This window comes from Sphingobium sp. YBL2, from assembly GCF_000943805.1.
GTDB lineage: Bacteria > Pseudomonadota > Alphaproteobacteria > Sphingomonadales > Sphingomonadaceae > Sphingobium > Sphingobium fuliginis.
In genome coordinates this window covers 276,323-296,749 of record NZ_CP010954.1, presented here as the reverse complement: position 1 = coordinate 296,749, position 20,427 = coordinate 276,323, and the positions used below count along the sequence as shown (strand labels likewise).

Genomic DNA, 20,427 nt, shown 5'->3' with positions numbered 1-20,427 from the left:
GCGCGCCCGTCAGGCTATGAGACGCTTCACCCAGAATTGCATGGGATGGCGGCTTTCCGCGTCGTCGCCCAGATCCTTCCAGTCGAAATGGCCGATCAGCCCCTCGACCGGGGCATAGCCGCGCGCGCGCCAGAAGGGATCGAGCGGGGCATAGCCGGCGGGGCGGGCAGGGTGATCCGGCGGGCGAATCACCGCGCAGAAGCTGGCCATGGCGAATCCCAGTTCCCGCGCCTTGGCTTCCCGCCGGTCGAAAAAGGCGTGGCCGATGCCGCGCCCGCGCCATTCCGGCAGCAGCACCGATTCGCCAAAATAATAGATTTGGCCGATGTCCATGCCGCATGCCCGGAAAGGAGCGGCGAATTCCGCGGCATGGTCGGCCATGGGGGCGGCGGTGGCGGCGCCGACCAGCCGGTCGCCCGCGAAAGCCCCGGCGATCAGCGCGCCGGGGCTGTTCGCATAGGCGGTGAGATAATCGCGCTCATAGGCGCGGCCCGCTTCGCCCGATCCGTCATAGAGGTAGGGAAAGGCGCGGAAGACCGTGATGCGCAGGTCCGCCAAAGCGTCGAGCGCGGCCAGCAAGGCCGCGCCCGTCAGATCATCGACCCGAATGGGTTCGCCGTCCAGTTCTTACTCGCTGGCGGCGGCGTTGGCGGCGGGCGCCTCTGCCGCATTGGCGGCGGCATTGCCACCCTCGGCCGCGGCATTGTCGCCGCCGGCTGCCGGAGCCGCATCGGCGGCGGGCAGCGGCAGGTTCGAACCCTGGGTGTTCAGCCAGGCGATCAGGTTCGCGCGGTCGGCCGGGTTGCCGAGACCGGCGAAGGTCATCTTGGTGCCCGGCGCGAATTCACGCGGGGAAGTCAGCCAGTGATCGAGATTCTCGAAGGTCCAGTTGCCGCCCTTGCTCTTGAGCGCGTCGGAGAAGGCGAAGCCGCCCTTGCCCTGGCCGATCGGTTCCCCGACCGTGGCGTAGAGATTCGGGCCGATGCCGTTGGCGCCGCCCTGGTTGACGGTGTGGCAGGCCGCGCACTTGGCGAACACCTTCTCGCCCGCAGCGACGTCCGCGCTGGCGAGCAGGGTGTTGAGGCCGGGGCCGCTGGCCGCGCCGCCTTCGCCTTCCGCTTCGACGCCCTCGATGGCGTAGCCCATTTTCTCGGGCCGTTCCTCATGGAAGAATTTGGAACTGACGATGGCACCGCCCAGTGCGATGATACCCGCGAACAAAGCCCAACCGGCAGCGGTGTTGAAACGATCGCCCATTCGCTCGGATTCCCCTGGATTTCTGTTCTGGCCGCTTGGTTCGCGTCCCCTCTAGCGCGCTGCCATAATGGCGCAAGCGCGAACGTGCAAGCGGCCTTGAACGGGATCGCGCACGCTTTTCATGGCTTTGCGGCCGGAGAGGATGCTTGCGCGGGCGCGATGAAGTGAATAAGCGCGCAGGCGCCCATGGAAAACTATCCCGCCCCCGCCCGCGATCTGGTCGCGGACCTCGCCGCGAAGGCCGCCGTCGATCCCGTTCGCGCCGTCGCCTTCCAGGGCGCGCCGGGCGCCAATTCGCATCTGGCGGCGCTGGATTATGCGCCCGATTGCGTTCCCTTGCCCTGTTTCGCGTTCGAGGATGCGATCGATGCGGTCCGGGAAGGGCGCGCCGCGCGGGCGATCATTCCGATCGAGAACAGCCTGCATGGCCGCGTGGCCGACATGCATTTCCTGCTGCCCGAATCCGGGCTGCATATCGTCGACGAATATTTCCTGCGCATCCGGCACTGCCTGATGGCGGTCGACAGCACCCCCGTCAAAAGCGCGGTCAGCCACCCGCAGGCGCTGGGCCAGTGCCGCCATTATCTGCGGGAACGCGGCATCCAGCCGGTCAGCTATGCCGACACGGCGGGCGCGGCGGCGCTGGTCGCGGAAACCCGCGTGGCCGGGGAAGGGGCCATCGCCCCCTATCTGGCGGCGGAACTCTACGGCCTGCGGCTGGTGGCGGAGAATATCGAGGACAGCGCCGACAATATGACGCGCTTCCTGGTGCTCTCGCGTGAGCCGAAGATGCCGGCGGCGGGGGTGGGCCCGGTGATGACCACCTTCCTGTTCGAGGTGAAGAACATTCCGGCCGCGCTCTACAAGGCGATGGGCGGCTTCGCCACCAATGGCGTCAACATGACGAAGCTGGAAAGCTATCAGCGCGGCGCCAGCTTCGCCGCGACGGAATTCTACTGCGACATAGAGGGGATGCCGGGCGATCCGGCCATCGACCGGGCATTGGCGGAGCTGGAATTCCACACCAAATGGGTGCGGATACTCGGCAGCTACCGGCAGGCGCGGCCGCGCACCTGAGCGCCCGGGCGTGACGGCGGGCTCCAGACCGCTTATGGTCGGGCCGATGTTCACCGCGATCCTTCTGTCGGCCCTTGCCATGAGCGTGATCGTGGGCGTGCGCTATCTGCTGGCGAGCGGCGCCTTCGCGCTGGCGACCCGTTATCGCAGGCCGGGCCTCTATGCCGGGCTGGACCGGCAGGTCCGGCGGGAAATCGCCTGGTCGCTGGCCTCCGCACTGATCTACGGCGTGCCGGCGGGCATCGTCGCCTGGGGGTGGCAGGCGCATGGCTGGACGCGGGTCTATGCCGACGTCCATGCCTTCCCCCTCTGGTATCTGCCGCTGTCCGTGCTGCTTTACCTTGCGGCCCATGACGCCTGGTTCTACTGGACCCACCGCTGGATGCACCGGCCCCGGCTGTTCCGGATCGCCCATGCCGTGCATCATGCCAGCCGCCCGCCGACGGCCTGGGCCGCGATGAGCTTCCATCCATGGGAGGCGGTGACCGGCGCGGTGGTGATCCCGGCGCTGGTCTTCCTGATTCCGATCCATGTCGGTGCGCTGGGCGTGGTGCTGACGATCATGACGGTGATGGGCGTCAGCAACCATATGGGATGGGAGATGTTTCCGCGCTGGATGGTGCAGGGCCGGGCCGGCCGCTGGCTGATCACCGCCAGCCATCACCAGCGGCATCATGAACAATATGCGTGCAATTACGGCCTGTATTTCCGCATCTGGGACCGGCTGTGCGGGACCGACAGGGGATTGGGCCATTTTTAGGGAAGGACGGGCGTGAAGGGCAGGGCAGCGATGATGGCGGCGGTCCCGCTGGTCATGGGCGCGGCGGTGGCCGACCAGGCGCAGCCGCTCAGCATGGACGTGCAGGGCCTGCGGTCCTCCAGGGGCAATTTCCTGATCTGCGTGACGCGGCAGGCGGACCATTTCCCCGATTGCCGGGGCGATCCGGACGGGCGGCATTTCACCGTCCCCGCGACCGCCGGTATCGTGCCCCTCGGCCGGATGGAGCCGGGAACCTATGCGATCGCCATCATTCATGACGAGAATGGTAATGGCAAGCTGGACACGCTGGCCGGCATTCCGCGCGAGGGGGTGGGCTTTTCGCGCAATCCGGCGATCCGCTTCGGCGCGCCCAGCTTCCGCTCGGCGCAGTTCGCCATGGCCGGGGCGGCGGTGCGGCAGGACATCAGGGTCAAATATTTCCTCTGAATGTCGCGGTGCGGAACGGTAATGCCGTAAAAACATTATCTTGCCCGACAATCTCTTTGAACAGGCTCATCATGCATCATCGCTGTCGCCTTTCCGCGGCGTTCGCCGTCGCGGCCATTTGCCTTGCGCCATCGGCCTTCGCCCAGCAGGAGGATCGCAGCAGCCTGACCATCGGCGTGGGCGTGGCCGCCGCGCCGAGCTATGAAGGGTCCGACGACTATCGCGTGCTGCCCATCCCGCAGCTTCGCGGCAAGGTGAAGGACTTCGCCTTCTGGACGCGCGGTCCGGGCCTGTATGTCGACGCGATCCCCAACAGCGATCCCGACGGCGTCGACTTCGAACTGGGCCCGGTGGTCAACGTCCGCTTCGACCGGTCGAGCCGCAGGAACATCAAGGACGATGCCGTGCGCCTGCTGGGCAAGCGCGACATCGCGGTGGAGGTCGGCGGCTTCGTCGGCATCGGCAAGACCGGGGTGATCACCAGCGCCTATGACAATCTGTCGGCGCGCGTCGCCGTGACCAGGGATGTGGCGGGCGCGCATGGCAGCTATGTCATCACGCCCGCGGTGGAATATATGACGCCGCTGTCGCAGACGGCCTTCGTCGGGCTGGGCGTGTCGGCGGACTATGTCGGCAGGAAATATGGCCGCTATTATTATGACGTCGATCCGGCGGGCGCTGCCGCATCGGGGCTGCCGGCCTATGGCGGGGCAGGCGATGGTTCGGGATTCAAGAAGGTGAATTTCAGCCTGGCGGGCGGCAAGTCGCTGTCGGGCGACCTGCGCCATGGCTGGGCGATCTTCGCCGCGGCCAGCTATTCGCGGATCCTGGGCGACTATGCCGCCTCGCCCATCGTGTCCGTCGCGGGCTCCCGGAATCAGTGGATCGGCGCGATCGGCGTCGGCTACACCTTTTGATCTCCGGTTGATCCCCGGCCGATCTCCCTTGTTCCTATGGGGTGACGCCCCACATAAGGCGCTGTATGAGGGCGGCTTGGCAACCGCGTTTGCAGCAGGAGATAAGAGAAGTGGCGACCCTTGGACTGAGCGAGGCCGACAAGGCATCGGTGGAGGCTTTCCGCCGCGATGTGGTGGATCCTTCGCGCACCCAGTTGGTGATCGTCGATTTCTGGGCCGAATGGTGCGGCCCCTGCAAGCAGCTCGCGCCCGTGATCGAGAAGGTCTGCGCCGACTATGCGGCCAAGGGCGTCAAGCTGGTCAAGATCAACGTCGATGAGGACAAATTCATCGCCGCCCAGTTCCGCGTCCAGTCGATCCCCACCGTCTATGCCGTGTTCCAGGGCCAGCCGGTGGCCGACCTCAGCCAGGCGCGGACCGAGGGGCAGTTCAAGCAATATCTCGACCAGTTGCTGGGCCAGTTGCCGATCGAATCGGAGGAGAAGGCGCAGCTGGAGGAGATTGCGCCCCTGATCGCCATGGGCGAGGAATTGCTGGCCGGGGGCGAAGCGGAGCGGGCGCTGTCCGTGTTCCGGCAGATCGATCAGATGCTGCCCGACAATGCCGATGTGGCTTCGGGCGCGGCGCGGGCGCTGGTGGCGCTGGGACAGTTCGACGAAGCCGAAGCGGCGTTGGCCGCTCTGCCCGCCGATGTGGCCAAGGACCAGGCGGTGGAGCGCGCACGCGCCGCCATTGCGCTGGCGCGCGATGCCCGGCCGGTGGCTGACCTGTCGGGTGTGGAGGCGAAGGTCGCCGCCGATCCGGACGATCATGAGGCGCGCTTCGAACTGGCGAACGGCCTGATGGCCAATGGCGACCGCGATGGAGCGGCGGAGCAGTTGCTGGAACTGGTGCGGCGCGACCGGGCGTGGAATGACGGCGCGGCGCGGGCGCAGCTCCTCAAGCTTTTCGAGGCGACGGGGCTGGAAGATCCCTGGGTCGCGGGGCAGCGGCGCAAGCTTTCCCAGATCCTGTTTTCCTGACCGGCGCAGGCGTCATGTCGCGCGTCTCGATCTTTCCCCTGCCGGGCGCGCTGCTGCTGCCGGGCATGGAACTGCCGCTCCATATCTTCGAGCCGCGCTATCAGGCGATGATCCATGACGCCATGGCGCGGGACCGGCGCATCGGCATGATCCAGCCGCGGGAGGAAGGGACGAAGCCCGCGCTGTTCGATGTGGGCTGCCTGGGCCACATCACCCATATCGAGGCGTTGGAGGGCGGCCGGTACAACATCCTGCTGAAGGGGCTTGCGCGCTTTCGTGTGGTGCGGGAACTGGACGTCCCCACCGCCTTTCGCCAGATCGAGGCGGATGTGGAGCCCATTGCGCAAGAGGATGAAATCCTCTCCGCCGTGGAGCGGGCGGCGCTGGAGCAGGAATCGCGGCGCTTTGCCGATGCGCTGGGCTATGTGGTCGACTGGACGGCGGTGTCGCGGCTCGACGACATGGCGCTGGTGAACGGGATCGCGCAGATCGTGCCCTTCGATCCGGCGGCCAAGCAGACCCTGCTGGAGGCGGATACGCTGGGCGAACGGGCCGACCGGATCATCCAGCTGATGCAGATCGTCGGGCGGATCGAACGCGACGGCGGGGCGACGATGCAATGAGCGGCAGGATCGATCCGGCGCTGCTCGCGAAGCTGGTCTGCCCGGTGACGCGCACGCCCCTGCGCTGGGATGCGGAACAGGGCGAATTGCTGTCCGAGGCGGCGGGGCTCGCCTTTCCGGTGCGCGATGGCGTCCCGGTGCTGGTCGTGCGGGAGGCGCGGTCCATAGCGGGGTGACGACCGCTACCGGACCCCATCTGTCCGCGACCGCCTTTTACGCGACCCCGTCCGTATCCAGCGCATAGCCCGCTGAACGCACCGTGCGGATGATGTCGTGATAGCGGCCGTCCGCGTTGATCGCCTTGCGCAATCGCCGGATGTGCACGTCCACCGTGCGCAGTTCGATGTCGCTGTCCTGCCCCCACACGCTGTCCAGCAGCCGCTCGCGGGAGAAGACCCAGCCGGGATGTTCCAGGAAATGCTTGAGCAGCCGGAATTCGGTGGGGCCTAGCGGGATCACCTGACCGCCGCGTCGGACCTTGTGGCCGACCGTGTCCATCTCGACATCCGCGAAGGTCAGCGTCTCGCCGGCCAGCGCCGGGCGCACGCGCCGCAGCACCGCGCCGACGCGCGCCACCAGTTCGCGGGGCGAAAAGGGCTTGGTCACATAATCGTCCGCGCCGGTTTCCAGCCCGCGCACGCGATCCTCCTCCTCGCCGCGCGCGGTCAGCATGATGATCGGGACGTTGGCCGTGCCGTTCATGCGGCGCAGGCGGCGGCAGACCTCTATGCCCGACAGGCTTTCCACCATCCAGTCGAGCAGCACGATGTCGGGCACATTCTCCTGCGCCAGAAGCAGCGCTTCCTCCCCGTCGACCGTGTGCGCGACCTCGAAATCCTCGCGCTTGAAATGCCAGATGAGCAGTTCGGCCAGCGCCGCGTCATCCTCCACCAACAGCATCTTGGCCCGCGCCATGCTCAGCCCTCCGCCGCCGCGCCGCCGCGTTCGCGGTCGGGCAGGGTCTGGCCGGTGGCGGCATAATAGACCATCTCCGCCACATTGGTGGCATGGTCGCCGATCCGTTCGATATTCTTGGCGATGAACAGCAGATGCGCGCATTCGCTGATCGTCTTGGGATTTTCGACCATGAAGGTGACGAGCGTGCGGAAGACGCTGTTGTAGAAATCGTCGACCACCGTATCGCGCTCCACCACCGCGACGGCCAGGTCGGCATCCCGCGCGGCAAAGGCGTTCAGCGCGTCCTGCACCATCTCGCCCGCGACCTGGCCCATGGAGGGAAGAAGCGCGATCGGCTCCTGCGTCCGCTGGTTGGCGGCGATCAGCGGCACGCGCTTGGCGATGTTCTTGGCATAATCGCCGATCCGCTCGACCACGCCGACGATCTTCAGCGCGGCGATCACGTCGCGCAGGTCGTTGGCCATCGGCGCGCGCAGGGCGATGATCTCGATGGCGAGCTTCTCGACCTCCGCCTCGATCGCGTCGATGCGCTTGTCCTCCGCCACGACCTCCGCCGCCAGCACCTTGTCATGGCGTTGCAGCGCGAGCATCGCCTTCTCAATGGCGGATTCCGCGCGACCGCCCATTTCCGCGATCAGACCGCGGAGCTTGTCCATTTCCTGGTCGAACGCCTTGATCGTATGTTCTGCCATGTCTTTCCTCCCCCGGATCAGCCGTAGCGTCCGGTGATGTAATCCTTTGTCCGTTCCTGCCGGGGATTGGTGAATATGTCCGACGTCACGCCATATTCGACCAGCTCGCCCAGATGGAAAAAGGCGGTCCGCTGCGACACGCGGGCGGCCTGCTGCATGTTGTGGGTCACGATCACGATGGCGTAGCGGCCGCGCAGTTCGTGGATCAGTTCCTCGATCTTCGCCGTCGCGATGGGGTCCAGCGCCGAGCAGGGCTCGTCCATCAGGATCACTTCCGGTTCGACGGCGATGGCGCGGCCGATGCACAGGCGCTGCTGCTGCCCGCCCGAAAGCGCGGTGCCGCTGTCATGCAGCCGGTCCTTCACCTCGTCCCACAGGCCGGCGCGGCGCAGCGATTTCTCGACGATCACGTCCAGGTCCGCCTTCGCATGGGCCAGGCCATGGATGCGCGGGCCATAGGCGATATTTTCATAGATCGACTTGGGGAAGGGATTGGGTTTCTGGAACACCATGCCGACGCGGGCGCGCAGTTGCACCACGTCCATGCTGGGGGCGTAGATGTCCTCGCCGTCCAGCGTGATCGTGCCTTCCACCCGCGCGGAGGCGACCGTATCGTTCATGCGATTGAGCGTCCGCAGGAAGGTCGACTTGCCGCAACCCGACGGGCCGATGAAGGCGGTGACATTGTCCATGTCGACATCGATCGACACGCCCTTGATCGCCTGCTTCTCGCCATAGAAGACCTTGACGTCGCGGGCCGTCATCTTGGTTTCTGTCATCTTCGTTTCCGGCATCCTGGTTTCGCCCGCAGGGGTCAGCGTCTGTTGTTCATGCATCATGGCTGTCATCGCGGTCACCACCGCCTTTCGAACTTGTTGCGCAGGTAGATGGCGATGCCGTTCATCGCGAGCAGGAAGACCAGCAGGACGATGATGGCGGCGGAAGTCTTTTCGACGAAGCCCCTGGAGACTTCGTCGGACCAGAGGAAAATCTGCACCGGCAGCACGGTCGCCGGATCGGTGATCCCCCCCGGCGGCGTGGCGATGAAGGCGCGCATGCCGATCATCAGCAGCGGGGCGGTCTCGCCCAGCGCGCGGGCCATGCCGATGATGGTGCCGGTCAGGATGCCGGGCAGGGCCAGCGGCAGGACATGGTGGAACACCACCTGCACCGGGCTGGCGCCGATGCCCAGCGCCGCGTCTCGGATGCTGGGCGGCACCGACTTGATGGCGTTGCGGCCCGCGATGACGATGACCGGCATGGTCATCAGCGCCAGCGTCATGCCGCCGACCAGCGCCGCCGAACGCGGCAGGTGCAGGAAGTTCAGGAAGATCGACAGGCCCAGCAGGCCGAAGATGATGGAGGGGACGGCGGCCAGATTGTTGATCGACACTTCGATGATGTCGGTCAGCCAGTTCTTGCGCGCATATTCCTCCAGATAGACGGCCGTCGCGACCCCCACCGGGAAGCTCAGCGCCAGCGTCACCAGCATGGTCAGCAGCGATCCCTTGAACGCGCCCCAGATGCCGACCTGCGTCGGATCGGTGCCGTCGCTCGCGGTCAGGAATCCCCAGTTGATGCCGGTAGTCAGCAGGCCCGCCTTGTCGAGCCGCGCTACCGCCGCTTCCGCCTCGGGCGAACCGTTGCTCTTGGCGGCAAGGTCGATGGCGGTGGCGGCGGGCAGCTTGACCGTCACGGTCCGGGCGAGGATCTTCGGATCGGCCTTGATAGCGTCGCGCAGCACGGTCCAGGCGGTGGGCGACACCCATTCCTCGGCATCCGCGCCCAGCGCCTTCTTCACGACCGCCCCCGTCACCATCGGCAGGTTCGCATTGGCGAGCGCCTGATCCGTGATGGCATTGGGGTCGAGCAGCAGCGGGGAGGCGGAGAAGTCGACCTTCACCGCGATTTCCGTCCGGGTGAAGCCGCGCAGGCCGTTGCCCAGCATGCTGAACAGCAGGAAGGCGAGGAACGCGGCGGAGAGCGCGACGGCGAGCAGACCCGCCGCCTTGAAGCGGCGTTCCGATGCATAGCGACGGGCGATCCGCCGGCGCATCGCGTCCGACTTCCAGTCGGTGGGAAGGCGTTCGGCACTCATTATTCGTAAGCCTCGCGATATTTCTTCACGACCCGCAGGGCCACGATGTTGAGCAGCAGCGTCACGATGAACAGCACCAGCCCCAAAGCAAAGGCCGCCAGCGTCTTGGCGCTGTCGAATTCCTGGTCGCCGGTCAGAAGCTGGACGATCTGCGTCGTCACCGTCGTCACGCTGGCAAAGGGGTTCAAGGTGAGGTTGGCCGCCAGACCCGCCGCCATCACCACGATCATCGTCTCGCCGATGGCGCGGCTGACGGCCAGCAGCACGCCGCCGACCACGCCGGGCAGCGCCGCGGGGATCAGCACGCGGCGGATCGTCTCGCTGGTGGTGGCGCCCATGGCCAGGCTGCCGTCGCGCATCGACTGCGGCACGGCGGCGATGCTGTCGTCCGCCATGGAGGAGACGAAGGGAATGATCATCACGCCCATCACAAGTCCCGCCGCCAGCGCGCTTTCCGAAGAGGCGCCGTGGATGCCGATCATGACCGCGAAATCCCGCAGGGCCGGGGCGATGGTGAGCGCCGCGAAATAGCCGTAGACGACGGTCGGCACGCCCGCCAGCACCTCCAATATCGGCTTCATCCACTTGCGGAAGGTGGGGCTGGCATATTGGGTCAGGTAGATGGCGCTCATCAGGCCCAGCGGGATGGCGACGGCCATGGCGATGATCGCGCCGATGAAGATGGTCCCCCAGAACAGCGGCACCGCGCCGAAGGCGTCGTCATTGCCATAGCCGAGCGCCGCCGATTGCGGGCTCCATTTCGCGCCGAACAGGAAATCGACGGGGCTGACCATGGAAAAGAAGCGGAAGCTTTCCCACAGCAGCGACGCGACGATCCCCAGCGTCGTGATGATCGCCAGCAGCGATGCGATCAGCAGGGTCGCCATCACCAGCCGCTCGACCCGCGTGCGCGCCCGGAAATCCGGGCGCACGCGGGTGAAGGCATAGGCGCCGCCGGCAAAGGCCAGCACCAGCGCCAGCGCGGCGCCGGCAAAGCCATATTGGCCGATGGCGTCCCTATAGGGTTCGACCAGGCCCTGCGAGAGCGGATTGAACGCCCCCGCCTGCATCCCCGTGGCGATCGCCCGCGCCTCGCCCAATATGGCGGAGCGTGAGAAATCGTCGGCGGGCAGGCTCTGCGCCGCCGGACTGCCCAGCACGTCCTGCGTGACGAGACCGGGCGCGACATTGGCCCAGACCGCCAGGAAGAGGCCGGCGGGCACCAGCGTCCAGAGCGCGACATACCAGCCGTGATAGCCCGGCAGGCTGTGCACGGCGTCGCGGCGGCCCGAAGCCCGCGCGGCGCTTTGCAGCCGCATCGCGCGGGCGCGGGCGCTGACCCAGGCGATGGCGCCCAGACCGGCGAGCAGCAGAAGGATTGCAGGACCTGTCATATCGCCTGTCTTATTTGAGCTGCGAACCGTCGAGCACGGCCAGCGACTTGACGGTCTCGGCGCTCGCCTTGCGCACGCCTTCCGGCGCCGCGACCATGCCGCGCTTGGTCAGCGCGCCGTTCGGGTCCCAGTTCGCGGCGAAGGTGTTGAGATAGGCCTGAAGGCCCGGAATGGCCTGCATATGCGCCTTCTTCACATAGATGAAGAGCGGACGCGCGCCGGGATATTGGCCGGTGGAGACGGTTTCATAGGTCGCCTCGACGCCGTTGATGGAAACGTCCTTCAGCGTGTCCTTGTTTTCCTCCAGGAAGCTGTAGCCGAACACGCCGAGCGCATTGGGATTGGCGCCCAGCTTCTGGACGATCAGATTGTCGTTTTCGCCCGAATCCACATATTTGCCGTCCTCGCGGATGCGGGTGCAGGTGGCCTTGAACTCGTCCTCATTCTTCTTCTTGAGCGCTTCCATCGCCGGGTCGGTCTCGCAACCCTTGGTCAGGATCAGTTCGGCCAGCGAATCGCGGGTGCCGCTGGTGGACGGGGGGCCGAAGACGCTGATCGGCGTGGCGGGCAGGCTGGGGTCGACATCCTTCCAGCTCTGGGCCTTGTTCGGACCCTTGCCATAGGGATTGGCGGCCAGCGCCTCATAGACGATCTTCGGGGTCAGCTTCAGGCCCGGACCGTTCTTCGATTCCGCGAAGGCCAGACCGTCGACGCCGATCTGGATTTCGATGATGTCCTTGACGCCATTCTTCCGGCAGTCCTCATATTCCGACTTCTTCATGCGGCGGGAGGCGTCGGCGATGTCCGGATGCTGGGCGCCGACGCCCGCGCAGAACAGCTTCATGCCCCCGCCGGTGCCGGTCGATTCGACGATGGGCGACTTCATGCCGGGATTGCCCTGAACGAACATCTCGGCAATCGCGGTGGCGAACGGATAGACGGTGGAGGAGCCGACCGCGCGGATCTGGTCGCGGGTGCCGCCGGCCCCGCCGCCGGACTGCTGGCCGCAGCCTGAAAGAGTGAGTGCCGCCGCGGCGGTCGCGGCCATCAGAGCGAAATGCTTCACCGGGTAATCTCCTTCGTCAAAGGCCGCGATTCGCTTCTCGCCGCCCCCCTCTGGGCACGCGCCGTAGCCGCGGTACGTCGCGCCTTTGTGACAATGGGATTGCACTTTTATGACATTGACGGCGGAAGCCCGGCCTGTCGCTGTCTTTTTTTGATCAAGCCTTTGCCGCGACGGCCTTTTCCTCGACGGCGAAGCGGGGCAGCAGGATGGAGATGGTGGTGCCCTTGCCCAGCACGCTGGCGATGTCCAGCCGGCCGCGATGCCGCTCCACGATATGCTTGACGATGGCCAGCCCCAGTCCCGTGCCGCCCACCGCCCGGCTGCGCCCCGAATCGACGCGGTAAAAGCGTTCGGTGAGGCGCGGCAGGTGATCGGGGCCGATGCCTTCGCCCTCATCCGCGACGGTCAGCCGCAACAGGCCGCTCGGCCCGTCGGAAAGGGACACGTGGATCGGCGTGCCCGCGCGGCCATATTTCACCGAATTTCCGATCAGATTATGGAGCAGTTGCGACAGTTGGGCGCGGTCGCCCTGCACGTCGGTCAGGCCGGGCGCGATCTCCATCTCCACCTCCCGCCCCCGATCGCCATGGCTGGTGCGGAACACGCCCACCACCTCGGCCACCAGGCCGGACAGGTCGACCGCGCTGTCGGGCAGGCGATATTTCTCCGCCTCTATGCGGGAAAGGGAGATGAGGTCGTCGATCAGCCGCTGCATCCGCCGCGCCTCGCCGTCCATGATCTTCAGGAAGCGCTGCCGCGTTTCGTCGTCCTTGCCCAGGTCGGGGTCGGCCAGCGTCTCGATGAAGCCCAATATGCCGGCCAGCGGCGTGCGCAGTTCATGGCTTGCATTGGCGACGAAATCGACGCGCATCTTCTCCGCCGCGTGGGCGCCGCTATGATCGGCCAGATGGACCAGCCGCCGGACATGGCCGTCCTCCCCCACCGGCGCGATCCGCATCTGCCAGCGCTGGTCGCGGGTGCCCAGGCCCACCAGCTCGATCATGACCGGTTCGGCCAGCGGCGCCTGGCTGGCGAGCCGTTCGGCAGCGGCGGGATGGCGGATGGCGATGCGGGCGTCCTCCCCCTCGATATGCGCGCCCAGCAGCCGCTGCGCGGCGCGGTTGGCGGCGATGATGCGGCCCCGTTCGATCAGCATCAGCGGGTCGGCTATGCCCTCCAGCAGACCGCGCGCATCGGGATGGGCGATGATGTCGGGAACCTCCGCCGGCAGGGGCGACACGGCCGGTTCCGGACGGTCCGGACTGGCCGCGCAGATGACGAGCACCAGCAGCGTCGCCAGCACCGGCAGGAGGATGTCGAGCGGCCCCGCGCCTATCATCAACGCGCCCCCGGTGCCGAGCAGCAGAACGGCCAGCGAGGCGGTGATCTGGGAGGCGGTCAGGCGATTCATGGTTACCATGCTGGAAATTTGACGCATTTGCTGCAAAGAGGGCCGCAGTAGCCGGCAATTTTTACAGTTTGGCAAGCGCGATAGCGGATCAGGATGACATGAGCGAGCCGTTGCCCCCCCAGAAGGAAGCCGAGTCGCAGGACGACGGCCTTGCCGCGCCGTCGCGCCGCCAGTTGCTGATGGGCGGCGCCGTCGCGGCCTCCGCGATCATATCCATCCGGCCGGCGCTGGCGAACACGGCCGCGTCGGTGCTCAACTGCACGATACCCGTTCCCGACCAGGGCCGGGCCGGCAATTATATCGCGCCCAACGGGCAGGTGGTGCCGGCGGGAACGCAGGGCGCCTTCCCCGCCGGCAAGAACTTCAGCGGGGAACAGGTCCGGCAGGCGCTGCGCGGCGGCCGGCTGCCGGGCGCCAGCTATGAGCAGAACCAGGCCTATCTCAACTATATCCGGCGGCTTCAGTCAGGGACGAGCGGCTTCACCTGCTACGCATCGCTGCAAATGCCCCGCTGAGCCGAGGGCTTTATTTCCACCCGAACTTATACGGTTCGCCAGCGTTGACGGCGTCGAGCCTTCGACGATCCGGTCAGGCGCAGCAAGGGCGACCCCATGTTCCATACACCCCATTGGGTGAAACAAGATTGTTCGGTCGCGATCTACCTCTATGAACCCGGCGATGGCGGGCTGGATCGGGTGGCGATCCTGCTCGCCAACCATCTGCGGCTGCGCGGCGTGGACGTGGAACTGTGGATGACGCGGACGGACGGCCCGGTGGCGGGCCTCATCCATCCCGCCGTGCCGGTCCGTCGCGTACCGGCGCCGCCCTTTTCGCGGCGGCTGTCGATGATCGCCCAATTCCCGGCGCTGGCCGTCATGGTGCGGCGGTTCCGCCCGGATATTCTCTATTCGGCGGGCAATCAGAGCAACATGCTGTGCGCGCTGGCGGCGCTGGGCACGGCGACGCGGGCGGTCGGTCGGATTTCCAACCCGATCGTCCGCCCCGGCCAGCGCGGCCTGTCCGCCTGGATCAGGCGTAGCCGTTTCCGCGCCATCGCCCGGACCAGCGCCATGACCATCGTGATGGGCGAGGCGGACCGGATGACGCTGACGCAGGCCGGGCCGCTCGCGGGACGGCAGGTGACGCTGCTGCCGCGCCCGACGGTCACGCCGCTGCTGGAACGGCTGCGGCGGCAGCGCGCCGCCAGAGCCGGCGGCGGCCCATGGCATTTCCTGATGGTCGGGCGGCTGGTCGCGCAGAAGGACCAGGCGACGGCGCTTCTGGCGCTCGCCCGGCTGAAGCATCTCGACTGGCGCCTGAAGATCGTCGGGCAGGGGCCGCTGCGCCGCGATCTGGAGGCGCTTTGCACGCGGCTTGGCATCGCCGGGCGGGTCGAATTTCCGGGCTTCGTCGGTGATCCGGCGGAACTGGCGGCCCTGATGGCGGATGCCGATCTGCTGCTGCAACCCTCGCGCTGGGAAGGGCTGGTCGCGACCCTCATCGAAGCGCTCGGATGCGGCACGGGGGTCGTCGCAACCGATTCGACGCCGAATATCCGCCCGGTGCTCGCCGCGGCGGGCCAGCATGCGCCGGTGCCGGTGGGCGACGCCGATGCCTTTGCCGATGCGATCCTCTGGGCGCTCGACCATCCCGCGCCGGCTGCGCGCCTGGCGGACGCGGTGAAGGAACATGGCGTCGAAAGCGCGCTCGACGCCTATTTGCGGGCCTTTGTCCGGCTGGCGCGATCCGGCGGCATGCGGTGGCGGGGCGTCGCGCAAAATAGCCTGTCGCGTTAGGCACTTGGCTACCCCTTTGTCTTAAGGATGGCGCGACATTCCCATCCGAAGGCCAGGTTTCGCGATCATGCCAGCCCGCTATTGCCAGGACAGCCCGGACGCCATCGCATCCTGCGTGCTGGAGGATATGGTGCTGCTCTACCACCGGCCGTCGGGACAGACCCATATGGCGATCGCCCCGGTGCCGGAGATCCTGGCGACGCTGGATGACGGCGCGGCGCTTACGGCGGGCGAGCTGTTAGGGCAGTTGGCCCAGCTTTACGATCTGGGCGAGCCGGAGGAGGCCCTGCCGCTGGTGGAGGCGCATCTGGCGGAACTGGCCGCCCTTGGACTGGTCCGCATCGCGTGAACCATGCCCTGACCCTGAAGATCGGTCCGGCGACCTTCCGCATCGGATCGGCCTGGCGCCAGCCGGTGGACGCGCTGGCGCGGCTCTACGCCGATTATCCCATGCCGGCGGGCGCGATAGCCGATTTCACCGTGCGGCTGGAGCCTGCGGGGCCGTTCCGGCGCTGGTTCCGGCCCTCGATCTTCATCACCGGCGATCATGGGCTGGCCGACGCCGCGCCGATGAGCCTTGCCCACGGGCTGCTGGCGGCGGAAATGGGGATGAACCTGCAAATGGCGCTTGGCTGGCGGCGGCACCTGCTGCTCCATGCCTCCAGCGTCGAAAAGGACGGGCGAGCGCTGGTGATGACCGGCGAGTCCGGTTCCGGCAAGTCGACGCTGGCCGCGCAACTGGGGGAGCGGGGCTGGCGGCTGATGGGCGACGAGTTCGCGCTGCTCGACCTGGAAACGGGGGCGATCTTTCCCTTTCCGCGCCTCGTCTCGCTCAAGAACCGCGCCATCGGCGTCCTCGCGGCGGAAGCCCCGGCGGAGCGCATGGGGCCGCTGCTCGCCGGGACGGCCAAGGGGGACATTCGCCACCTGATCCCGCGCAGAGAGGCGATCGGGCGGATGGCGGAGGGCGCGCCGCCCGCGCTGCTGCTGTTCCCGCGTTTCGGCCATGAAGCGGACGTGCGCCCGGTCGGCCAGGGGGAGGTCTTCATGCGGCTGACCCAGGCATCGACCAACTATGTCGCCCTGGGCGAAGCGGGCTTCGCGGCGTTGAGCGATTTCGTCCGGAATGTCCCGGCGCGCGCCATCGACTTTCCATCGGGCGACGAGGCCATCGCCCTTGTCGAGCGGCTCTGGGAGGAACTGGCATGAGCGCCCGGCTGCTGGTGCGCGCCTTGCGCGACCCTGACGAGGTGGCGGCGCTGGATGCGGACGGGTGGAACGCCCTCATCGCCATGGCGAGGGCGGAGCGGCTGATCGGCACGCTCGCCCTGCGAATCGGGGAGCGGCCCGTGCCCCCGGCGGTGGGCGCGATATTGGCGGACGCCCGGCTGGATGCGGCGCGCGAAGCCCGGCAGGCCCTGTGGGAGGCGGATCGCGCGGCAGAGGCGCTTGCCGGCCTGGACGTGCCGGTCGTGCTGCTCAAGGGCACGGCCTATGCGGCGGCGGGGCTGCGCGCCGGGCAGGGGCGCTTCATCGGCGATCTCGACATATTGGTGCCGCGCGATGCGATGGATCGGGTGGAACGGGCGCTGATCGGCGCGGGATGGGAATGGGTCAAGGACGACCCTTATGACGACGCCTATTACCGCCGATGGATGCATGAGCTGCCGCCGATGATCCACGCGGCGCGGGACCGCATGATCGACGTGCATCACACCGTCCTGCCGCTGACGGCGCGGCAGACGCCGGACGCGGCGGCGATGATCGCGCAGGCGGTTCCCCTCACCAACGAATTATCCATGCTCTCGCCCGAGGACCGGCTCTGCCACGCGGCGGCGCATCTGCTGGCCGACGGCGATCTGGCCGGGGGGCTTCGCAACCTCTGGGACATATATTGCCTGCTCGACGGCGTCGACGGGACGGCGCTGGAGGCGCGGGCGGCGCACCATGGCCTGCTGTCCCATGTGCGGCAGGCGAGGCGGCTCGCCATGGCGCTCTATGGCGAAGGGAGGGACGAAGGGGCGCGGCTCACGCTCCGGGACCGGATCGTCAAGGCCCGGCTGCTGGCGCGCGACGGGTGGGGACGGGAACGGCGCGGGCTGCTGCGTTTCGCCTTCTACCTGCGCTCCCACTGGCTCAGAATGCCGCCCGCCATGCTGGCGCGGCACCTGTTCACCAAATGGCGCAAGGGGCATCGGCCTGTTTAGGAAGGGGCGCCAGCCAAGGTTTTTGCGTCTGCACGGAAATGCCCTATATTGCCCCTTCGATGCCAGGACTCAGGACACGCATGAAATCCAATTTCTTCCGGGGCGCCGTCGCCCTTGGCGCGCTCGCGCTCATCCCTGCCACCACCGCGGCGCTCGCAGATGGGGAGGCAAGCAGCTACAAGGCGCTCGACGAGTTCATGGACGTGTTCCAGAAGGTCCGCAGCGACTATGTCGAGAAGGTCGACGACGAAAAGCTGATCAAGGGCGCCATCGACGGCATGCTCGCCAGCCTGGACCCGCATTCGAGCTTCCTCGACGCCCGCGATTTCCAGAATCTCCGCACCCAGACGGAGGGCAGCTATGGCGGCCTCGGCCTTTCCGTCACGCAGGAGGACGGCGCGGTGAAGGTGATCGCGCCGACGCAGGATACCCCGGCCTGGCGCGCGGGGATCAAGGCGGGCGACTATATCACCCATCTCGACGGGCAGCTCATCTATGGCGGCACGCTGGACGAGGCGGTCGACAAGATGCGCGGCGCGCCGGGCACGCAGATCAAGCTGACCATCGTCCGCCCCGGCCGCGACAAGCCGATCGACCTCACCCTGACGCGTGAGATCATCCAGTTGAAGCCGGTGAAGTGGGAGGTGAAGAACGGCATTGGCGTCATCAACATCGTCAGCTTCTCGGCCAATACCGGCGCCGACGTGCGCCAGGCGATCCGCAGCATCGACAAGTCGCTGGGCCGCAAGCCCACCGGCTATATCCTCGACCTGCGGTCCAACCCGGGCGGGCTGCTGGACGAAGCCGTGTCGGTCAGCGACACCTTCCTGGAGCGCGGCGAGATCGTGTCGCAGCGCGGCCGCAACAAGGGCGATGTCGAGCGCTATTATGCCAAGCCCGGCGACGATGCGAGGGGCCTGCCGGTGATCGTGCTGGTGGACGCGGGCTCCGCCTCCGCATCGGAAATCGTCGCGGGCGCGCTGCAGGACCAGCATCGCGCGCTGGTGATGGGGGAACGCAGCTTCGGCAAGGGCAGCGTCCAGACCATGCTGCCGCTCAGCAACACCACGGCGCTCAAGCTGACGACGGCGCGCTATTACACGCCGTCGGGCCGCTCCGTGCAGGAAGGCGGGATCGAACCCGATGTCAGGGTGCCGCAGCTTAGCGACCCCGATTACAAGAATCGTCCGAAATTCCGGGAAAGCGACCTGCGCCGGCACCTGATCAACGAGATCAAGACCGACAATGCGGCGCTGGAAGAGGACAGCAAGGACGATCCCCGCTTCGCCGCCACGGCAGAGGAGCTGAAGAAGAAGGGGATCGAGGATTTCCAGCTCGACTATGCGCTGAAGACCATAGCGCGTCTGGCGGCAAAGCCGGGCGGGGCGGTGGCTCAGGCCGCTCCCGTCCGCAAGCCGGCGACGCATTGATCGTTGCGGATCGACGTGCCGCGCCCGGCCGGCGGGACCGGTTCGGGACTTGCCGGATTGCGTTGGACGGGAAGCGGACACCCGCTTTATCCCTCTCCCTTGAGGAAGAGGGCTGCGCAGACTTGGCAGCTCGCTGCCTGGTCGCAGCTCGGTGAGGGGATCGCGCGGCCCTCAGGCCGGCTCCCTTCACCCCGCAAGTTCAGCATGACGAAAGCCACGTGACGGTTTAAGCGAGCGACATGAAATCTTTGCCCCTCGCCCGCGCCCTGGCGCTGATCGTCCCGCTGGTCATGCTGGGCGGCGCCTATGCCTTCCAGTTCCTCGGTGGCCTGCACCCGTGCGAAATGTGCTGGTGGCAGCGTTATGCGCATATGGCGGCCATTCCGCTGGCGCTGATCGCCTATGCGCTGCGCGGCAAGGCCTGCGTGAGCGCGCTGTTCACCGGACTCGCCGGCCTTGCCATTGGCCTCAGTGGCGGCATCGGCCTGTTCCATGCGGGCGTCGAATATGGCTGGTGGCAGGGGCTCACCGCCTGCTCGACCAGCCCGGCCGGCGGCAATCCGGCGGACATCCTCAACCAGATCATGGCGACGCCGATCACCCGCTGCGACGTCGCGCCGTGGAGCCTGTTCGGCATTTCGATGGCGGGCTATAACGGCCTCTTGTCGGCGGCGGCGGCGCTCCTCATCTTGGTGCTGCTGCTCAGGAAAGGGAGCAAGGCATGAGCGCAAAAGATTCTCAGCGTCCCGATTTCCCCCGGCCCGGCCGCCGGGTGACGGACGCCCAGCGCGCCTCCATGCTGCGCGTTGACCAGGCGGGAGAGTTCGGTGCGACCCGCATCTATGCCGGGCAGCTTGCCGTCATGGGCGACCGCCATCCTGATTCCCGCGTCATCGCCGGCATGGCGGCGCAGGAGGAACGGCACCGCAAGCATTTCGACGCGATGATCGCCCGCCGGGGCGTGCGTCCGACGGCGCTGCAGCCGATCTGGAACGTGGCGGGTTTCGCCCTGGGCGCGGTGACGGCGGCGATCGGGCCGCGCGCCGCCATGGCGTGCACCGCCGCGATCGAGACCGAAATCGACCGGCACTATGCCGAGCAGCTCGAGCAATTGGGTCAGGACGATCCGGAACTCTCCACCGTCATCGCGGATTTTCAGGCGGAGGAAGTGGAGCATCGCGACGCCGCCATCGCCCATGGCGCGGAGGAAGCTCCGGTCTATCCCTTATTGTCGGGCGTCATCAGATTGGGCTGTCGTGCCGCCATCGCCCTTTCCAAGCATATCTAAGGCGAAGCGTATCTGAGGAGAAGC

General features: G+C 67.1%; 24 protein-coding genes. 15 read left to right on the top strand and 9 right to left on the bottom strand.

Annotation, left to right across the window (positions count from 1 at the left end; all coding sequences use genetic code 11):
* Nucleotides 1–9: 9 nt before the first annotated feature.
* Nucleotides 10–594, bottom strand: a complete 585-nt coding sequence (locus tag TZ53_RS01470) for a GNAT family N-acetyltransferase (RefSeq protein ID WP_083198987.1) — start codon at nt 592–594, stop codon at nt 10–12.
* A 33-nt stretch (nt 595–627) separates the two neighbouring features.
* A complete protein-coding gene (locus TZ53_RS01465) occupies nt 628–1,257 on the bottom strand; it encodes a c-type cytochrome (protein ID WP_044660194.1) in 630 nt (209 codons plus the stop codon).
* Between the two features lie 186 nt (nt 1,258–1,443).
* On the opposite strand from TZ53_RS01465, the gene TZ53_RS01460 reads away from it, so the two are divergent.
* The 7 genes from TZ53_RS01460 (at nt 1,444) to TZ53_RS01430 (ending at nt 6,279) form a co-directional block, all read left to right on the top strand.
* Nucleotides 1,444–2,334 (top strand): prephenate dehydratase, encoded by an 891-nt coding sequence (locus TZ53_RS01460; RefSeq protein WP_025548642.1) that lies wholly within the window; start codon nt 1,444–1,446, stop codon nt 2,332–2,334.
* A gap of 46 nt (nt 2,335–2,380) precedes the next feature.
* On the top strand, nt 2,381–3,094 hold the full coding sequence (locus TZ53_RS01455) for a sterol desaturase family protein (protein ID WP_037482224.1): 714 nt from the start codon (nt 2,381–2,383) through the stop codon (nt 3,092–3,094).
* A gap of 33 nt (nt 3,095–3,127) precedes the next feature.
* Nucleotides 3,128–3,541 carry a DUF2141 domain-containing protein gene (locus TZ53_RS01450; RefSeq protein ID WP_371873074.1) on the top strand — a complete coding sequence of 138 codons (414 nt, stop codon included), beginning with the start codon at nt 3,128–3,130 and terminating at the stop codon, nt 3,539–3,541.
* 71 nt (nt 3,542–3,612) lie between these two features.
* Nucleotides 3,613–4,458 carry a MipA/OmpV family protein gene (locus TZ53_RS01445; RefSeq protein WP_044660192.1) on the top strand — a complete coding sequence of 282 codons (846 nt, stop codon included), beginning with the start codon at nt 3,613–3,615 and terminating at the stop codon, nt 4,456–4,458.
* Between the two features lie 110 nt (nt 4,459–4,568).
* On the top strand, nt 4,569–5,480 hold the full coding sequence (locus tag TZ53_RS01440; protein WP_044660191.1) for a tetratricopeptide repeat protein: 912 nt from the start codon (nt 4,569–4,571) through the stop codon (nt 5,478–5,480).
* A gap of 14 nt (nt 5,481–5,494) precedes the next feature.
* Nucleotides 5,495–6,103, top strand: coding sequence for an LON peptidase substrate-binding domain-containing protein (locus TZ53_RS01435; RefSeq protein ID WP_025548636.1), 609 nt, complete (start codon nt 5,495–5,497; stop codon nt 6,101–6,103).
* Complete coding sequence (locus TZ53_RS01430; protein WP_044660190.1) at nt 6,100–6,279, top strand: Trm112 family protein; 180 nt, start codon at nt 6,100–6,102, stop codon at nt 6,277–6,279. Before TZ53_RS01435 ends, TZ53_RS01430 begins: the two co-directional genes overlap by 4 nt.
* A 37-nt stretch (nt 6,280–6,316) precedes the next feature.
* Here TZ53_RS01430 and phoB read toward each other — a convergent pair whose 3' ends face one another.
* The 7 genes from phoB to TZ53_RS01395 form a co-directional block, all read right to left on the bottom strand.
* On the bottom strand, nt 6,317–7,018 hold the full coding sequence (gene phoB, locus TZ53_RS01425; protein WP_044660189.1) for a phosphate regulon transcriptional regulator PhoB: 702 nt from the start codon (nt 7,016–7,018) through the stop codon (nt 6,317–6,319).
* 2 nt (nt 7,019–7,020) lie between these two features.
* Nucleotides 7,021–7,713, bottom strand: coding sequence for a phosphate signaling complex protein PhoU (gene phoU, locus TZ53_RS01420; RefSeq protein WP_025548630.1), 693 nt, complete (start codon nt 7,711–7,713; stop codon nt 7,021–7,023).
* A 17-nt stretch (nt 7,714–7,730) separates the two neighbouring features.
* Nucleotides 7,731–8,492 (bottom strand): phosphate ABC transporter ATP-binding protein PstB, encoded by a 762-nt coding sequence (pstB, locus tag TZ53_RS01415; protein WP_044662773.1) that lies wholly within the window; start codon nt 8,490–8,492, stop codon nt 7,731–7,733.
* A gap of 74 nt (nt 8,493–8,566) precedes the next feature.
* Nucleotides 8,567–9,811 (bottom strand): phosphate ABC transporter permease PstA, encoded by a 1,245-nt coding sequence (gene pstA / locus TZ53_RS01410; RefSeq protein ID WP_044660188.1) that lies wholly within the window; start codon nt 9,809–9,811, stop codon nt 8,567–8,569.
* On the bottom strand, nt 9,811–11,205 hold the full coding sequence (gene pstC, locus TZ53_RS01405; protein ID WP_044660187.1) for a phosphate ABC transporter permease subunit PstC: 1,395 nt from the start codon (nt 11,203–11,205) through the stop codon (nt 9,811–9,813). The genes pstA and pstC overlap by 1 nt, the downstream gene beginning before the upstream one ends.
* Nucleotides 11,206–11,215: 10 nt before the next feature.
* Nucleotides 11,216–12,271 (bottom strand): substrate-binding domain-containing protein, encoded by a 1,056-nt coding sequence (locus tag TZ53_RS01400; RefSeq protein WP_025548626.1) that lies wholly within the window; start codon nt 12,269–12,271, stop codon nt 11,216–11,218.
* A gap of 154 nt (nt 12,272–12,425) precedes the next feature.
* Nucleotides 12,426–13,682, bottom strand: coding sequence for an ATP-binding protein (locus TZ53_RS01395; RefSeq protein WP_044660186.1), 1,257 nt, complete (start codon nt 13,680–13,682; stop codon nt 12,426–12,428).
* A gap of 98 nt (nt 13,683–13,780) precedes the next feature.
* Here TZ53_RS01395 and TZ53_RS01390 point away from each other — a divergent pair, with 98 nt between their 5' ends.
* The 8 genes from TZ53_RS01390 (at nt 13,781) to TZ53_RS01355 (ending at nt 20,403) form a co-directional block, all read left to right on the top strand.
* Nucleotides 13,781–14,197 (top strand): hypothetical protein, encoded by a 417-nt coding sequence (locus TZ53_RS01390; RefSeq protein WP_025548622.1) that lies wholly within the window; start codon nt 13,781–13,783, stop codon nt 14,195–14,197.
* Nucleotides 14,198–14,293: 96 nt separating this feature from the next.
* Nucleotides 14,294–15,478, top strand: a complete 1,185-nt coding sequence (locus TZ53_RS01385) for a glycosyltransferase (RefSeq protein ID WP_044660185.1) — start codon at nt 14,294–14,296, stop codon at nt 15,476–15,478.
* A gap of 67 nt (nt 15,479–15,545) precedes the next feature.
* Complete coding sequence (locus tag TZ53_RS01380; protein WP_044660184.1) at nt 15,546–15,827, top strand: HPr-rel-A system PqqD family peptide chaperone; 282 nt, start codon at nt 15,546–15,548, stop codon at nt 15,825–15,827.
* On the top strand, nt 15,824–16,687 hold the full coding sequence (locus TZ53_RS01375; protein WP_044660183.1) for an HprK-related kinase A: 864 nt from the start codon (nt 15,824–15,826) through the stop codon (nt 16,685–16,687). The genes TZ53_RS01380 and TZ53_RS01375 overlap by 4 nt, the downstream gene beginning before the upstream one ends.
* A complete protein-coding gene (locus TZ53_RS01370) occupies nt 16,684–17,685 on the top strand; it encodes a nucleotidyltransferase domain-containing protein (RefSeq protein WP_044660182.1) in 1,002 nt (333 codons plus the stop codon). Before TZ53_RS01375 ends, TZ53_RS01370 begins: the two co-directional genes overlap by 4 nt.
* A gap of 80 nt (nt 17,686–17,765) precedes the next feature.
* A complete protein-coding gene (locus tag TZ53_RS01365) occupies nt 17,766–19,115 on the top strand; it encodes a S41 family peptidase (RefSeq protein ID WP_025548614.1) in 1,350 nt (449 codons plus the stop codon).
* A gap of 239 nt (nt 19,116–19,354) precedes the next feature.
* Nucleotides 19,355–19,840, top strand: a complete 486-nt coding sequence (locus TZ53_RS01360; protein ID WP_044660181.1) for a disulfide bond formation protein B — start codon at nt 19,355–19,357, stop codon at nt 19,838–19,840.
* Nucleotides 19,837–20,403, top strand: coding sequence for a demethoxyubiquinone hydroxylase family protein (locus tag TZ53_RS01355; protein ID WP_044660180.1), 567 nt, complete (start codon nt 19,837–19,839; stop codon nt 20,401–20,403). The genes TZ53_RS01360 and TZ53_RS01355 overlap by 4 nt, the downstream gene beginning before the upstream one ends.
* The last annotated feature ends 24 nt before the right edge of the window (nt 20,404–20,427 follow it).

Bases quoted from the DNA above. Each gene is read 5' to 3' on its own strand.
- TZ53_RS01360 (WP_044660181.1), top strand. From the start codon at position 19,355: ATGAAATCTTTGCCCCTCGCCCGCGCCCTGGCGCTGATCGTCCCGCTG.
- phoB (WP_044660189.1), bottom strand. From the start codon at position 7,018: ATGGCGCGGGCCAAGATGCTGTTGGTGGAGGATGACGCGGCGCTGGCC.
- TZ53_RS01450 (WP_371873074.1), top strand. From the start codon at position 3,128: ATGGCGGCGGTCCCGCTGGTCATGGGCGCGGCGGTGGCCGACCAGGCG.
- TZ53_RS01445 (WP_044660192.1), top strand. From the start codon at position 3,613: ATGCATCATCGCTGTCGCCTTTCCGCGGCGTTCGCCGTCGCGGCCATT.
- TZ53_RS01385 (WP_044660185.1), top strand. From the start codon at position 14,294: ATGTTCCATACACCCCATTGGGTGAAACAAGATTGTTCGGTCGCGATC.
- TZ53_RS01455 (WP_037482224.1), top strand. From the start codon at position 2,381: ATGTTCACCGCGATCCTTCTGTCGGCCCTTGCCATGAGCGTGATCGTG.
- TZ53_RS01380 (WP_044660184.1), top strand. From the start codon at position 15,546: ATGCCAGCCCGCTATTGCCAGGACAGCCCGGACGCCATCGCATCCTGC.
- TZ53_RS01435 (WP_025548636.1), top strand. From the start codon at position 5,495: ATGTCGCGCGTCTCGATCTTTCCCCTGCCGGGCGCGCTGCTGCTGCCG.
- TZ53_RS01465 (WP_044660194.1), bottom strand. From the start codon at position 1,257: ATGGGCGATCGTTTCAACACCGCTGCCGGTTGGGCTTTGTTCGCGGGT.
- TZ53_RS01390 (WP_025548622.1), top strand. From the start codon at position 13,781: ATGAGCGAGCCGTTGCCCCCCCAGAAGGAAGCCGAGTCGCAGGACGAC.
- phoU (WP_025548630.1), bottom strand. From the start codon at position 7,713: ATGGCAGAACATACGATCAAGGCGTTCGACCAGGAAATGGACAAGCTC.
- TZ53_RS01430 (WP_044660190.1), top strand. From the start codon at position 6,100: ATGAGCGGCAGGATCGATCCGGCGCTGCTCGCGAAGCTGGTCTGCCCG.
- TZ53_RS01395 (WP_044660186.1), bottom strand. From the start codon at position 13,682: ATGAATCGCCTGACCGCCTCCCAGATCACCGCCTCGCTGGCCGTTCTG.
- TZ53_RS01355 (WP_044660180.1), top strand. From the start codon at position 19,837: ATGAGCGCAAAAGATTCTCAGCGTCCCGATTTCCCCCGGCCCGGCCGC.
- pstA (WP_044660188.1), bottom strand. From the start codon at position 9,811: ATGAGTGCCGAACGCCTTCCCACCGACTGGAAGTCGGACGCGATGCGC.
- TZ53_RS01365 (WP_025548614.1), top strand. From the start codon at position 17,766: ATGAAATCCAATTTCTTCCGGGGCGCCGTCGCCCTTGGCGCGCTCGCG.
- TZ53_RS01370 (WP_044660182.1), top strand. From the start codon at position 16,684: ATGAGCGCCCGGCTGCTGGTGCGCGCCTTGCGCGACCCTGACGAGGTG.
- TZ53_RS01460 (WP_025548642.1), top strand. From the start codon at position 1,444: ATGGAAAACTATCCCGCCCCCGCCCGCGATCTGGTCGCGGACCTCGCC.
- pstC (WP_044660187.1), bottom strand. From the start codon at position 11,205: ATGACAGGTCCTGCAATCCTTCTGCTGCTCGCCGGTCTGGGCGCCATC.
- pstB (WP_044662773.1), bottom strand. From the start codon at position 8,492: ATGACAGAAACCAAGATGACGGCCCGCGACGTCAAGGTCTTCTATGGC.